Raw genomic sequence first — 13,653 nt, 5'->3', positions numbered from 1 at the left:
GGCTTCGCACTGTCAGTTAAACCGCGCTGATGCTATCGCGGGCAAGCCCGCTCCCACACAAGCCCACCCCTACAGGGGGTTAGGCCACGAACTGCTCCGCGTGATGGCAAGCCACTTGGCGGTTGTCCAGTTCGCGCAGCAGCGGCTCTTCACTGCTGCAGCGCTCGGTGGCATACGGGCAGCGCTTATGGAACGCGCAGCCGGAGGGCGGGTTAAGCGGGTTGGGCAGCTCGCCGACGATCTTGATCTTCGGCTTGTTCGGGTCCGGGTGAATGGTCGGGGTGGCCGACAGCAGCGCCTGGGTGTAAGGGTGCAGCGGGCGCTCGTAGATGTCGTTCTTCGCGCCCATTTCCACCGGGCGACCGAGGTACATCACCATCACGTGGTCGGCAACGTGTTGCACCACCGCCAGGTTGTGGGAAATGAACACGTAGGCCGTGTTGTACTGCTGCTGCAGGTCCATAAACAGGTTGAGCACCTGGGCCTGGATCGACACGTCGAGGGCCGAGGTCGGTTCATCCGCCACCAGCACCTTGGGTTGCAGCATCATGGCGCGGGCCAGGGCAATGCGCTGGCGCTGGCCACCGGAGAACATGTGCGGGTAACGCTGATAATGCTCAGGGCGCAGGCCCACTTGCTTCATCATCGCCTGCACTTTTTCGCGGCGTTCGGCGGCGGACAGGTTGGTGTTGATCAACAGCGGCTCGCCCAGTTGATCACCGACTTTCTGCCGCGGATTCAACGAGGCATAGGGGCTCTGGAACACCATCTGCACGTCTTTGCGCAGTTGTTTGCGCTGGGCCTTGTCGGCGCCGGCGACTTCCTGGCCGGCGATTTTCAACGAGCCGGACGACGGCTCTTCAATCAGCGTCAGCGCCCGGGCCAGGGTGGATTTGCCACACCCCGACTCACCCACGACGGCGAGGGTCTTGCCGGCTTCCAGCTCGAACGACACGCCATTGAGGGCGCGCACGGTGGCGTGGCCCTTGAACAGGCCACGGGACACTTCGTAGTGACGGGTCAGGTCGCGGGCGGTAAGAACGACGGCCATTACGCCACCTCCTGGTTCAAGGGGTAGAAGCAGCGCACAAGGCTGTGGGCTTGCGGGTCCAGGGTCGGACGGGTCTGGCGGCAGCTGTCCTGCACATACGGGCAGCGTGGCGACAACAGGCAGCCTTGCGGGCGGTCATACCGACCGGGGACGATGCCCGGCAAGGTCGACAGACGGGCGGCGCCCATGCTGTGTTCCGGGATCGCCGCCAGCAACGCTTCGCTGTACGGGTGCGCCGGCACGTCGAACAAACCGGGCACCTGGCCGACTTCCACCGCTTGGCCGGCGTACATCACGCACACGCGCTGGGCAGTTTCCGCGACGACTGCGAGGTCGTGGGTGATCAGCACCAGGCCCATGTTCTGTTCTTTTTGCAGAGCCAGCAGCAGCTCCATGATCTGCGCCTGGATGGTCACGTCCAGGGCGGTGGTGGGTTCGTCGGCGATCAGCAGTTTTGGTTCGCCGGCAATCGCCATGGCAATTGCCACACGCTGGCTCATGCCGCCGGACAGTTGGTGCGGGTAGGCATCCATGCGGCTGGAGGCGCCAGGGATCTCGACCTTTTCCAGCAGTTCAATGGCACGCTTGCGCGCTTGCTTGCCGGACATTTTCAGGTGCAGGCGCAGCACTTCTTCAATCTGGAAACCCACGGTGTAGCTGGGGTTCAGCGCGGTCATCGGGTCCTGGAACACCATCGCCAGGTCTTTGCCGACGATCTGCCGGCGCTGGCGGTTGCTCAGCTTGAGCATGTCCTTGCCGTCGAAGGTCAGCGAGTCGGCGGTGACGATGCCGGGATGCTCGATCAGGCCCATCAGCGCCATCATGGTCACGGATTTACCCGAACCCGACTCGCCAACGATGGCCAACACTTCGCCTTTGTCCACGGACAGGTCGAGGCCATCGACCACCGGCACAGCGGTTTTGTCGCCGAAGCGCACATTGAGATTCTTGATTTCTAGCAGTGACATGGGAATCTCCTCACGCGGCATTCTTGAGTTTCGGGTCCAGCGCATCGCGCAGGCCGTCGCCCATCAGGTTGATTGCCAGCACGCTGAGCAAAATGGTCAAACCAGGCAGGCTCACGACCCACCAGGCACGTTCGATGTAGTCACGGGCCGAAGCCAGCATGGTGCCCCACTCAGGTGTCGGCGGTTGCACGCCAAGGCCGAGGAAGCCCAGGGCGGCGGCATCGAGAATCGCCGAGGAAAAGCTCAAGGTGGCCTGCACGATCAACGGCGCCATGCAGTTGGGCAGCACGGTCACGAACATCAGGCGCGGCAGGCCGGCACCGGCCAGGCGTGCGGCGGTCACGTAGTCACGGTTGAGCTCGCCCATCACCGCCGCGCGGGTCAGGCGCACGTAGGACGGCAGCGACACAATGGCAATCGCGATCACGGTGTTGATCAGGCCAGGGCCGAGGATGGCGACAATCGCCACGGCCAGCAGCAGCGATGGCAGGGCGAGCATGATATCCATCAAACGCATGATGGTCGGGCCGAGCAAGCGCGGGAAGAACCCGGCGAACAGGCCCAGCAGGATCCCCGGGATCAGCGACATCACCACCGACGACAAACCGATCAGCAACGATAGGCGTGAGCCCTGGATCAGGCGCGACAGCAGGTCGCGGCCCAGTTCATCGGTGCCCAGCAAAAACTGGATCTGCCCGCCTTCCAGCCACGACGGCGGAGTCAGCAGGAAGTCGCGGTATTGCTCGCTCGGGTTATGGGGCGCCACCCAGGGGGCGAAGATCGCGCAGAACACGATCAGCAACATAAACAGCAGGCCGGCAACCGCGCCCTTGTTCTTGGAGAAGGCTTGCCAGAATTCTTTGTACGGCGACGGGTACAGCAGGCTTTGATCGACTGCTGACACTTGAGTTGGTGTGGTCATGGTCATGATCTCAGCGCTGGTGACGGATGCGTGGGTTGGCGAAGCCGTAGAGGATATCCACCACGAAGTTCACCAGGATTACCAGACAGGCGATCAGCAGGATGCCGTTTTGCACCACCGGGTAGTCCCGCGCGCCAATGGCTTCGATCAGCCATTTGCCGATGCCGGGCCAGGAGAAGATGGTTTCGGTCAAAACCGCACCGGCCAGCAGTGTGCCGACTTGCAGGCCCACTACTGTCAGCACCGGGATCAGCGCGTTACGCAGGCCGTGCACGAACACCACGCGCGCCGGCGACAGGCCCTTGGCCTTGGCGGTACGGATGTAGTCTTCGCGCAGCACTTCAAGCATCGAGGAACGGGTCATCCGCGCAATCACTGCCAGCGGGATGGTGCCCAGTACGATGGCCGGCAGGATCAGGTGGTGCAGGGCATCCCAGAATGCGTCCGGCTCGTCGGCCAGCAGGGTGTCGATCAGCATGAAACCGGTGCGCGGCTCGATGTCGTAGAGCAGGTCGATACGCCCGGAAACCGGGGTCCAGCCCAGGCTCACCGAGAAGAACATGATCAGGATCAGGCCCCACCAGAAGATCGGCATCGAATATCCCGCCAGGGAGATGCCCATCACCCCATGGTCGAACAGGGATCCTCGCTTGAGTGCCGCGATCACCCCGGCCAATAGCCCGAGGATGCCGGCGAACAACAGGGCGGCCATGGACAGTTCCAGGGTCGCGGGGAACAGGGCGGTGAACTCGCTCCAGACGCTGGTGCGGGTGCGCAGGGATTCGCCGAGGTCGCCCTGGGCGAGCTTGCCGACGTAGTCCAGGTATTGCGCATACAAGGGTTTGTTCAAGCCAAGGCGTTCCATTGCCTGGGCGTGCATCTCGGGGTCAACCCGCCTTTCGCCCATCATGACTTCTACGGGGTCGCCAGGGATCATGCGAATCAACGCAAAAGTCAGCAACGTGATGCCGAAGAACGTGGGGATCAATAACCCCAATCGGCGGGCAATAAAACTAAACATCGTGTTGTCTACCTCAATCAGCCGGTTAGGCAGGTCCGGCTCCGTCAACGTCGACGGAACCGGGCGTCTCTTATTACTTCACCTGGGTGGTGGCGAAGTTATTGTTGGTCAGGGGGCTTTGGGTATAACCCTCGACGTTCTTGCGCATGGCGGTGAACATTTTCGGGTAGGCCATGGGGATCCATGGTTGGTCCTTGTCGAAAACGGCCAGCGCTTGTTCATAGAGTGCGGCGCGTTCGGCGGGTTCAGCCACGGCGCGGGCCTTGTCGATCAAGCCCTGAAACTCTTGGTTACACCAGCGGGCGTAGTTTTCGCCGTTTTTAGCGGCATCGCAACTCAGGTTGGGGGTGAGGAAGTTGTCTGGGTCGCCGTTGTCTCCGGCCCAGCCGGCCGAGACCATGTCGTGTTCGCCGGCTTTGGCGCGCTTGAGCATTTCGCCCCACTCCATGACCCTGATATTGACCTTCAGGCCAATCTTCGCCAGATCCGCCTGCATGCGCTGGGCGCCGAGCATCGGGTTGGGGTTGGTCGGGCCGCCGCCGTTGCGGGTGAACAGGGTGAATTCGGTGCCTTCCGGCACGCCGGCTTCCTTGAGCAGGGCACGGGCCTTGTCCAGGTCGCGGGGCGGGTTTTTCAGCTGGTCGTTGAAGCCCAGCAGGGTCGGCGGGTACGGGCCGGTGGCGTCGATGGCATTGCCTTTGCCGTACAGGGATTCGTTATAGCCCTGTTTGTCGAACGCGATGTTGATCGCGTGGCGCACCCGCGCGTCGCTCATGTACTTGTGGGTGGTGTTCATGGCGGTGTAGGCGGTGGTCATCGCCGCCAGTTCCGCGACCTTCAGGTTGGGATCGGCCTTGATACTCGGCAGGTCGTCAGGCTTTGGATACAGCGCGATCTGGCACTCATTGGCCTTGAGCTTTTGCAGGCGCACGTTGTTATCCACCGCGATGGCCAGGATCAGCGGGTCGGCGGGCGGCTTGCCACGGAAGTATTCCGGGTTGGCCTTGAAGCGCACCTGGGCATCTTTCTGGTAGCGGGTAAAAATAAACGGGCCGGTGCCGATCGGCTTGCTGTTGAGCTCGCCGGTCTTGTTGGCGGCCAGCAGTTTGTCGGCGTATTCGGCGGAGTGGATGGCGGTGAAGGGCATCGCGACATCGGCCAGGAACGGGGCTTCGGGGCGGGTCAGGGTGAAGACCACGGTGTGGTCATCGGTCTTCTCGACGCTTTTGAGCAGTTCCTTGAAACCCATGCTTTCGAAATAGGGGAAACCGGTGGTGGACTTGTTGTGCCACGGATGTTTCGGGTCCAGTTGACGCTGGAAGCTCCAGAGCACGTCGTCGGCATTCAGGTTGCGCGTGGGCTTGAAGTAGTCGGTGGTGTGGAACTTGACGTCATCACGCAGGTGGAAGGTATAGGTCAGACCGTCTTCACTGATGTCCCACGATTTGGCGAGTGCAGGCACGATTTCAGTAGTGCCGGGCTTGAAGTCCACCAGGCGGTTGAACATGGTTTCGGCCGCAGCATCGGCGGTGACGGCCGTGGTGTACAGGACCGGGTCGAAGCCTTCCGGACTGGCTTCGGTGCAGACCACCAGCGGCTTGGCCGAAATGCCCAGGGCCACACTCAGCAGTGCAGCGGTCATGGCGGCTTGTAACGGGAGCATTTTCATTGAAGAGCCCTCTGCAAACGATTCAACCACACAAATGTAGACGGCAGGCTCGTCCTGAGCCTGCCGTTTACCTGGCGCTAATTAAAGGATGTTGAATGGGATGGTGGTGACCAGACGGAATTCCTTGACGCTGCCGTCAGATTGGAACTCGCTGCCACGGTGTTCGACGTAGGTCGCACGGATAGCAGTGGCCTTGAGCGGGCCGCTCTGGATCGCATAACCGGCGCCTACACCGTATTCCTGGTGTTTCTCGCCGTCTTGCTTCTGGATACCGTCGTAGCCCTTGCCGACTACCCCACGGTTGCCGGTGTAGTGGGTACCGTCAATGCCCCAGCCGCGAGCCGAGTAGATGTTGAACTTCAGGCCCGGCACGCCGTATTCGGCCATGTTAATGCCGTAGGCGACCTGGAAGGATTTCTCGTTCGGGCCGTTGAAGTCCGAAGTCAAGGAGTTGGCCAGGTAGATGCCGTTGGTTTCGTGCAGGTAGTCGAAGTACTCGTTACCGTTCACCGCCTGGTAGGAGAAGGTCAGGCTGTGGGCTTGGTGCGCCAGGCCCAGGGACAGGGAGAAGGTATCGTTGTCGATATCCCCCATCAGCTTTTTGCCTTCGTCGACGGTCTTGTAGTAGTTGAAGCCAGTGGTCAGGGCCAGTTGCTGGCTGTCACCCAGTTCGTGGGTTGCACCGAAGTAGTACTGGTTCCAGAAGTCCTTCACGTTGGCACCGAAGAAGCTGGTCTTCAGGCTTTTGAACGGCTGATAGTTGGCGCCCAGGGTGTAGACCTTGTCGGTCTCCACGCTGGCATCGGATGTGTATTCGGTACGGAACTTCGACAGGCTCTGCTCGGTACGTGGCGAAACACGATCAAACACACCGCCCTGGAACGACAGGTTGTTGAATTCTTCGCTGTTGAAACTCACACCCTCGAAGCTCGAAGGTAGGGCACGGTTGCCGATAGTGTCGACGATAGGGCTGCTGAAGTTCTGGCGACCGGCAGTCAGGGTGGTGTTGGAAACACGGAACTGGACGTTGGCCAGGCCCAGTTTGCTCCACTGGTCTACGGCATTGCCGTCAGAGTCAGCCAAGGTGCGGTTAGAGCCGCCCTTGATATCGCGTTTGCTGCGGTCCAGAACCAGAGCGTTGTACACCGCTACTTCGGTCTTGACACCAACAGTGCCCTGGGTGAAACCCGAGCTTGCGTTGAGGATGGTGCCCTGAACCCAGTTGGTACGGTTGCGGTCGGTCTTTACGACACCGTGCTCTTTGTATTTGAAGCTGCCCCCCCGGTAGAGGCTTTCGTGGGAGTACCAGTTGCGCGTACTGCCGCCGAGGCTGAAGTCTTCGATAAAGCCCTTGGCTTCGCTTTGGGCGCTGGCGCCGGCCAGTGTGGTCGGCACGAATTCCTGGCTTGCAGGTTCGGCGTAAGCGGTCGCGGTGATGCTGCTGATGGCCATGGCCAGTAGCACTTTGCTGCTTAGTTTCATGGGTGGAGCTCCTTTGGTTCTCTTTTTTTTATGCCGGCCTTTTTAGATGAGCCGGATTGGGTGTGTAACTCTTCAAGCACTTGCAAACGTTTGCTGTAGGACATTTCGCGAATTACAGCTGCACGTTTGCGGCAGAGCCCACTTCGCTCTGCGCATCCGGTTATTTTCTTATGGGGGTGATACTGACGCCCGAGAACACGTTGCGGCCGAAGGGGCTGACTTTGAAACCTTCGACCTTGGTGCTTAACGGTTGGTTGACCGTCGAGTGGGCGACAGGCGTGATCGGCACCTGTGTTTTAAGCAGTTGCTGCGCCTGTTTGTACAGAACAGTCCGTTGTTCACGGTCGGTGACGACCTTGGCTTGCTTGATCAGCTTGTCGTACGCCGGGTCACACCACATCGAGTAGTTGTTCCCGCCGATGGCGTCGCAGCTGTAGAGGGTGCCCAGCCAGTTGTCCGGGTCACCGTTGTCGCCGGTCCAACCAATCAGGCTGACATCGTGCTCGCCGTTTTTGGTGCGCTTGATGTACTCGCCCCACTCATAGCTGACGATCTTGACCTTGAGGCCAATCTTGGCCCAGTCGCTTTGCAGCATCTCGGCCATCAGCTTGGCGTTGGGGTTGTACGGGCGCTGGACGGGCATGGCCCACAGGGTGATCTCGGTGCCTTCCTTGACGCCGGCCGCCTTGAGCAATTCCTTGGCTTTTTCCGGGTTGTAGGCGGCGTCCTTGATGCTGTCGTCATAGGACCACTGGGTCGGCGGCATGGCGTTGACCGCCAGTTGCCCCGCGCCCTGGTACACGGCATTGAGGATGCTCTGCTTATTCACCGCCATGTCCAGGGCCTGGCGCACTTCGAGCTGGTCGAAGGGTTTGTGCCGCACGTTATAGGCGATGTAGCCGAGGTTGAAGCCGGGTTTGGTCAGCAGTTGCAGGTTCGGGTCGGCCTTGAGCGCGTCGACATCGGCGGGGCGTGGATGCAGGGTGACCTGGCATTCATTGGCCTTGAGCTTCTGCACGCGTACCGAGGCGTCGGTGTTGATGGCGAAAATCAGTTGGTCGAGCTTGACCTTGCTCGGGTCCCAGTAGTTTTTATTGCCGGCGAAACGGATCTGCGAATCCTTCTGGTAACGCTGGAACACGAACGGCCCGGTGCCGATCGGCTTCTGGTTGATATCGCTGGGTTTGCCGGCCTTGAGCAGTTGCTCGGCGTACTCGGCCGAGAGGATCGCGGCGAAGCTCATGGCGATGTTCTGGATAAACGCGGCATCGACCGTGTTCAGGGTCATCACCACGGTATGCGGGTCGGTTTTCTCGACCTTGGCGATGTTCTTGTTCAGGCTCATCCCGTTGAAGTACGGAAACTCGGTGGGGTAGGCCTTGCGAAACGGGTGGTTGGCGTCAAGCATGCGGTTGAAGGTGAACAGCACGTCATCGGCGTTGAAATCCCGTGTCGGCTTGAATTCCTTGTTGCTGTGGAACTTCACCCCTTCGCGCAAGTGGAAGGTGTAGGTCAGGCCGTCTGGCGAGATATCCCACTTGGTAGCCAGCCCTGGTACGACGCCGGTTTCACCCTTTTCGAACTCAACCAGGCGGTTGTAGATCGGCTCGGCCGCATCGTTGTCGGTGGCGGTGGTGTACTGCGCAGTATCGAACCCGGCCGGGCTGCCTTCGGAGCAGAACACCAGGCTTTTCTTTTCGGCAGCCTGGCCCATCGAAGCGACGGCCAACAGGCTGGTACCCAATATCGCGGATAGAACGGTGGTATGGCGCATGACGGTCCCCAATCCATGTTTATCGTTTTCGTCAGTGAACAATCAGCACGCCTTACCTGGCATGGAGAAAGCACTGCTCCCATCCACAGCAAATGCCGTATCGGAACTGCGCGTTTGCCTACCTCGACGTTAGGGAACGAGGGCAGGGCGGTAAATGCGCAGAACCGGACAGACCTTGTAGGTATCGGACGTAACCTGCGCAGTTAGCTGCTGTAGGACGGCAGCCCATGCGGGGGTAGTTCGATTCCTAGGATCTGGGCGGATGCAATAACGGCGACGTTATGAAACGTCGCCGCTAGAGATCACTACTTGCTGACGCTTACCCCGTAGAAGGAATTCAAGCCAAATGGGCTGATCTTGAAGTCCTGCACGTTGTTGCGCATGGGTTGATACACCGTCGAGTGTGCGATAGGTGTCATGGGCACTGCATCTTTGAGGACGTGTTGCGCCTGCTTGTACAGTTCGGTGCGCTTGGCGACGTCCGATGTGGCCTTGGCTTCTTTCACGATGCCGTCGAATTTCTTGTCACACCATTTGGAGAAGTTGTTGCCGGCCAGGGAGTCGCAGCCAAACAGCACGTTCAGCCAGTTGTCCGGGTCACCATTGTCACCGCTCCAGCCGATGATCATGGCCTGGTTCTCGCCGCCCTTGGAACGCTTGATGTACTCGCCCCACTCGTAGCTGACGATGTTGACCTTCAAGCCGATCTGCTTCCAGTCGTTCTGCAGCATCTCGGCCATCAGCTTGGCGTTGGGGTTGTACGGACGCTGGACCGGCATGGCCCACAAGGTGATCTCGGTGCCTTCCTTGACGCCGGCCTCCTTGAGCAGTTCCTTGGCCTTGGCCACATCGTGCGGGACGTCCTTGATGGTGTCGTCATAGGACCATTGGGTCGGCGGCATGGCGTTGACCGCCAGTTGGCCTGCGCCCTGGTACACCGAGTCGATGATCTGCTGCTTGTTGACCGACATGTCCAGCGCCTGGCGTACGCGCAGGTCGGCCAGGGGGTTGGCGGCCGTCTGGCCCTTGAGCACTGGCATGACGTTGTAGGCGATATAACCCAGGTTGAAACCGGCCTGGTGCGGCAGTTTCAGGGTTTTGTCCTCGCCCAGGGCCTTGAGGTCGGCCGGACGCGGGAAGAGGGTGACCTGGCATTCATTCTTCTTGAGTTTCTGCACACGCACCGACGGGTCGGTGGTGATGGCGAAGATCAGGTTGTCGATCTTCACGTCTTCAGGCTTCCAGTAATCCTTGTTGCCGGTGAAGCGGATGTTGGAGTCTTTCTGGTAGCTCTTGAACACGAACGGACCAGTGCCGACCGGCTTCTGGTTGATGTCCTGGGGCTTGCCGTCCTTCAACAGTTGGGCGGCGTATTCGGCCGACTGTACCGAGGCGAAGCTCATGGCCAGGTTCTGGATAAACGCGGCGTCCACGGTGCCAAGGGTGAACTTGACGGTGTGGTCGTCGATTTTCTCGATGTTCTTGATGTTGGTGTCCATCCCCATGTCCGTGAAGTACGGGAACTCGGTGGGGTAGGCCTTACGGAACGGATCGTCTTTATTGATCATCCGGTTGAAGGTGAAGAGCACGTCGTCGGCGTTGAATTCACGAGTCGGCTTGAAATACGGCGTGGTGTGGAACTTGACCCCTTCGCGCAGGTGGAAGGTGTAGGTCAGGCCGTCTTCGGATACATCCCACTTGGTGGCCAGGCCAGGAATCACGGCGGTGCCGCCGCGCTCGAACTGGCTGAGCCGGTTGAACATGGTTTCGGCCGAAGCATCGAAGTCTGTTCCGGTAGTGTACTGGCCTGGGTCGAAACCGGCCGGGCTCCCTTCGGAGCAGAACACCAGATTAGTCGCCGCCTGGGCGAAAGGTGCAGCGGCCATTAAACCGGCGCTGACTAAAAACGGAATGACTGCGTGTTTAAGCATGTTGGCCTCATGATTTGTTGTCATTTTTGGAATTGAGGGCGACCTCGTGAGTCGGCCTGCGGATACTTATGCAGGCCCCATACCCAAAATGCAAGACGTTGAGAGGCAACAAGCGGCAAAGAGTGGTACGAACGTACAGGAATGTCGCATTCATATAATTTTCGACACGAAACTGTACTTTTGAGGGCTTTTTTCGGTGCGTGGAGTGCACCGAATAAGTCCAACCGAGGTGTCTGGCGCACCCGGTTGGGGCATAGTTGTTACTTATTCAGACTTACGCCGTAGAACGGTGTCAGGCCAAACGGGCTGATCTTGAAGTCCTGGACCTCCTTGCGCAGTGGCTGGAAAACCGTCGAGTTCGCAATAGGCGTTATAGGTACTTGATCCTTAAGTATTTTTTGCGCCTGTTGATACCACTTTATGCGTTCGTCACGGTCACTGCTGAGCTTGGCCTTCTGCACCAGTTGGTCGTACTGCGGGTTACACCATTTTGCATAGTTGCTGCCCTTGACAGCGGCACAACTGTAGAGCACGCCCAGCCAGTTATCCGGGTCGCCGTTGTCGCCGGTCCAGCCGTAGATCATCACATCGTGCTCGCCGTTTTTTGCGCGCTTGATGTATTCGCCCCACTCATAGCTGACGATATTGGCGGTGATCCCGACTTTGGCCCAATCCTGCTGGATCATCTGCGCCGACATTCGCGCGTTGGGATTGGAGGCGCGCTGCACGGTCATCGCCCACAGATTGATGGTGGTACCTGGTGCAACCCCTGCTTCTTTTAGTAGCGCCCGGGCCTTGGCAGGGTCGTGCGGTGCGTCCTTGATGCTGGGGTCATAAGACCACTGGGCCGGCGGCAGTGCGTTCTGCGCCAATTGCCCGGCACTTTGGTACACCGCCTGGATAATCGCCGGCTTATCGATGGCCATGTCCAGGGCCTGGCGCACCTTGAGCTGGTCCAGCGGCGGATGGGTCACGTTATAGGCCAGAAAGCCCAGGTTGAAGCCCGCCTGCTGCTGCACGCGCAGGTTTGGATCCTGCTTCATCACCTCGATATCCGAGGGGCGCGGATAGCCGCTGACCTGGCATTCGCCGGCCTTGAGCTTTTGTAGGCGCGACGCGGCGTCCGGGGTGATCGCAAACACCAGGCTGTCGAGTTTCACATCCTCAGGCTTCCAATAGTTTTTATTGGCGACGTAGCGAATCTGCGAGTCCTTCTGGTAGCGCTTGAACACAAACGGCCCGGTGCCGATCGGTTTCTGGTTGATATCGGCGGCCTTGCCGTCTTTAAGCAACTGCGCCGCGTACTCGGCCGATTGCACGGACGCAAAGCTCATGGCCAGGTTCTGCACGAAAGCGGCATCGACGTTATTGAGGTTGAAGCGCACGCTGTGCTCGTCGAGCTTTTCCACACTTTTGATCGTGGTATTCAGGCCCATATCGGTGAAGTACGGCGACTCGGACGGGTAGGCCTGACGGAATGGATGGTTGGCGTCCAGCAGGCGCTGGAAAGTGAACAGCACATCGTCGGCATTGAAGTCGCGGGTCGGGGTGAAGTACTCGGTGCTGTGGAACTTGACCCCGTCGCGCAGGTGAAAGGTGTAGGCCAGGCCGTCCTTGGACACCTCCCAACGGGTCGCCAGGCCCGGCTCGACTTCGGTCCCGCCGCGCTTGAACTGGGTCAGGCGGTTGAACACGGTTTCGGCCGAGGCATCAAAATCGGTGCCGCTGGTGTACTGGCTCGGATCGAACCCGGCGGGGCTGGCTTCGGAGCAGTAGACCAGGGTGCTTGCCGCCTGGGCCGTGGGCATGCACGCCAGCAGGCTGGCAACGAGGAGGAGCGGCTTGAAGACAGTTCTATCCATGGTGACCCCTGAAATGGCAGGTAAACAACGGCCAAAAAAAACGGCGGTCACCGAGGTTACCGCCGTTGTGGGTCATCAGGTAAGGCTTATGGCATCTGTACTTCAATCACCCCGTCGGCACTCATGCTGACCTGGCTGGTGCCGGCCTCTACCTCAGGTGTCGGCGCCGAATCCATCGCTGCCGCCTTCATCATCATCCCGCCATTTCGCGCGTACGGCATTGGGTAGCCGTTGGTGTTGAAGTTCAGGTTGACGATCTTGTAGCCCTTGCCGCCGAGTGCATCGGTGGCCAGTTGGGCGCGGGCCTTGAACGCGGCGACCGCATCCTTGAGCAACGCGTCTTCGCTGGACTTGCGCGTGGCGTCGGCGATGGCGAAGTCCATATTGTCCATTTTCAGGGTGTTGAGCAGCTCGCCGGTGAGCTTGGACAGCGCGGGGAAGTCCGCGCTTTCCAGACGCAGTTCGGCGCGCTCGCGCCAGCCGGTGATCTTCTGGTTCTTGTTGTCGTAGATCGGATAGCTGTTGCGGCTGCCCTGGCGCAGGGTCACGGCTTTTACTTCGCGAGCTTCGCCCAGCGCCTTGTTCATGATGGTTGTGACTTCGGCGGCGAGCTGGGCCGGGTCAGTATTTTGCGACTCGGTGTAGAGGGTGACGATCATCTTGTCACGGGCCACTTCCTGGCTGACTTCGGCCCGCAGGGAAATCTGGTTGTAGTGCAGTTGGTCGGCGGCCAGCGCGGGCAGGCTGGCAATGCTGCCAACGCTGAGGGCAATAAGGGCGGCACTGCGAGTGAAACGTGACATGGAAGCTCCTTGAGAGTGATCGTGTTCGGTAAGACTGTAGACGGGGGATTCGGGTTCGGCGGGTTACAAAATCTCTACATCTGGCGACGATGCCGACGAACGGTCATAAAGCCATGACCTGCGTCAAAGGGCCACAGACTCGCAGACTGTATCGTCGCTTCGTTTATACT

General features: G+C 59.8%; 10 protein-coding genes. All 10 read right to left on the bottom strand.

Going from position 1 to position 13,653, the window contains the following annotated elements:
- Window positions 1-79: 79 nt before the first annotated feature.
- Window positions 80-1,051: a peptide ABC transporter ATP-binding protein gene (locus PSH80_RS22550; RefSeq protein ID WP_057958423.1), complete on the bottom strand. Its 972-nt coding sequence runs from the start codon at window positions 1,049-1,051 to the stop codon at window positions 80-82.
- Window positions 1,051-2,019: an ABC transporter ATP-binding protein gene (locus PSH80_RS22545; protein WP_057438051.1), complete on the bottom strand. Its 969-nt coding sequence runs from the start codon at window positions 2,017-2,019 to the stop codon at window positions 1,051-1,053. Before PSH80_RS22545 ends, PSH80_RS22550 begins: the two co-directional genes overlap by 1 nt.
- Window positions 2,020-2,029: 10 nt before the next feature.
- Window positions 2,030-2,941: an ABC transporter permease subunit gene (locus tag PSH80_RS22540; protein ID WP_029291943.1), complete on the bottom strand. Its 912-nt coding sequence runs from the start codon at window positions 2,939-2,941 to the stop codon at window positions 2,030-2,032.
- A 10-nt stretch (window positions 2,942-2,951) separates the two neighbouring features.
- Window positions 2,952-3,962 carry an ABC transporter permease subunit gene (locus PSH80_RS22535; RefSeq protein WP_057958424.1) on the bottom strand — a complete coding sequence of 337 codons (1,011 nt, stop codon included), beginning with the start codon at window positions 3,960-3,962 and terminating at the stop codon, window positions 2,952-2,954.
- Between the two features lie 73 nt (window positions 3,963-4,035).
- A complete protein-coding gene (locus PSH80_RS22530; protein ID WP_057958425.1) occupies window positions 4,036-5,631 on the bottom strand; it encodes an ABC transporter substrate-binding protein in 1,596 nt (531 codons plus the stop codon).
- Between the two features lie 81 nt (window positions 5,632-5,712).
- Complete coding sequence (locus tag PSH80_RS22525; protein ID WP_057958426.1) at window positions 5,713-7,113, bottom strand: OprD family outer membrane porin; 1,401 nt, start codon at window positions 7,111-7,113, stop codon at window positions 5,713-5,715.
- A 160-nt stretch (window positions 7,114-7,273) separates the two neighbouring features.
- The gene (locus tag PSH80_RS22520) at window positions 7,274-8,827 is read right to left on the bottom strand and encodes an ABC transporter substrate-binding protein (RefSeq protein ID WP_370693752.1); all 1,554 of its coding nucleotides are present in this window, start codon (window positions 8,825-8,827) and stop codon (window positions 7,274-7,276) included.
- 365 nt (window positions 8,828-9,192) lie between these two features.
- The gene (locus PSH80_RS22515; RefSeq protein ID WP_057438055.1) at window positions 9,193-10,818 is read right to left on the bottom strand and encodes an ABC transporter substrate-binding protein; all 1,626 of its coding nucleotides are present in this window, start codon (window positions 10,816-10,818) and stop codon (window positions 9,193-9,195) included.
- Between the two features lie 260 nt (window positions 10,819-11,078).
- Window positions 11,079-12,680, bottom strand: a complete 1,602-nt coding sequence (locus tag PSH80_RS22510; protein ID WP_273866061.1) for an ABC transporter substrate-binding protein — start codon at window positions 12,678-12,680, stop codon at window positions 11,079-11,081.
- An 86-nt stretch (window positions 12,681-12,766) separates the two neighbouring features.
- Entirely contained in the window at window positions 12,767-13,483 is a 717-nt protein-coding gene (locus tag PSH80_RS22505; RefSeq protein ID WP_186625292.1) for an SIMPL domain-containing protein, read from the bottom strand.
- Window positions 13,484-13,653: the final 170 nt, after the last annotated feature.

This window comes from Pseudomonas sp. FP818 (assembly GCF_030687335.1).
Taxonomy (GTDB): domain Bacteria; phylum Pseudomonadota; class Gammaproteobacteria; order Pseudomonadales; family Pseudomonadaceae; genus Aquipseudomonas; species Aquipseudomonas shahriarae.
The sequence above is the reverse complement of the archived record's forward strand: the minus strand, read 5'-3'. Positions and strand labels throughout refer to the sequence as shown.

What these genes read in the sequence shown, in the direction of transcription:
- PSH80_RS22550 (WP_057958423.1), bottom strand. Translation starts at nt 1,051, where the DNA reads ATGGCCGTCGTTCTTACCGCCCGCGACCTGACCCGTCACTACGAAGTG.
- PSH80_RS22545 (WP_057438051.1), bottom strand. Translation starts at nt 2,019, where the DNA reads ATGTCACTGCTAGAAATCAAGAATCTCAATGTGCGCTTCGGCGACAAA.
- PSH80_RS22540 (WP_029291943.1), bottom strand. Translation starts at nt 2,941, where the DNA reads ATGACCACACCAACTCAAGTGTCAGCAGTCGATCAAAGCCTGCTGTAC.
- PSH80_RS22535 (WP_057958424.1), bottom strand. Translation starts at nt 3,962, where the DNA reads ATGTTTAGTTTTATTGCCCGCCGATTGGGGTTATTGATCCCCACGTTC.
- PSH80_RS22530 (WP_057958425.1), bottom strand. Translation starts at nt 5,631, where the DNA reads ATGAAAATGCTCCCGTTACAAGCCGCCATGACCGCTGCACTGCTGAGT.
- PSH80_RS22525 (WP_057958426.1), bottom strand. Translation starts at nt 7,113, where the DNA reads ATGAAACTAAGCAGCAAAGTGCTACTGGCCATGGCCATCAGCAGCATC.
- PSH80_RS22520 (WP_370693752.1), bottom strand. Translation starts at nt 8,827, where the DNA reads ATGGGCCAGGCTGCCGAAAAGAAAAGCCTGGTGTTCTGCTCCGAAGGC.
- PSH80_RS22515 (WP_057438055.1), bottom strand. Translation starts at nt 10,818, where the DNA reads ATGCTTAAACACGCAGTCATTCCGTTTTTAGTCAGCGCCGGTTTAATG.
- PSH80_RS22510 (WP_273866061.1), bottom strand. Translation starts at nt 12,680, where the DNA reads ATGGATAGAACTGTCTTCAAGCCGCTCCTCCTCGTTGCCAGCCTGCTG.
- PSH80_RS22505 (WP_186625292.1), bottom strand. Translation starts at nt 13,483, where the DNA reads ATGTCACGTTTCACTCGCAGTGCCGCCCTTATTGCCCTCAGCGTTGGC.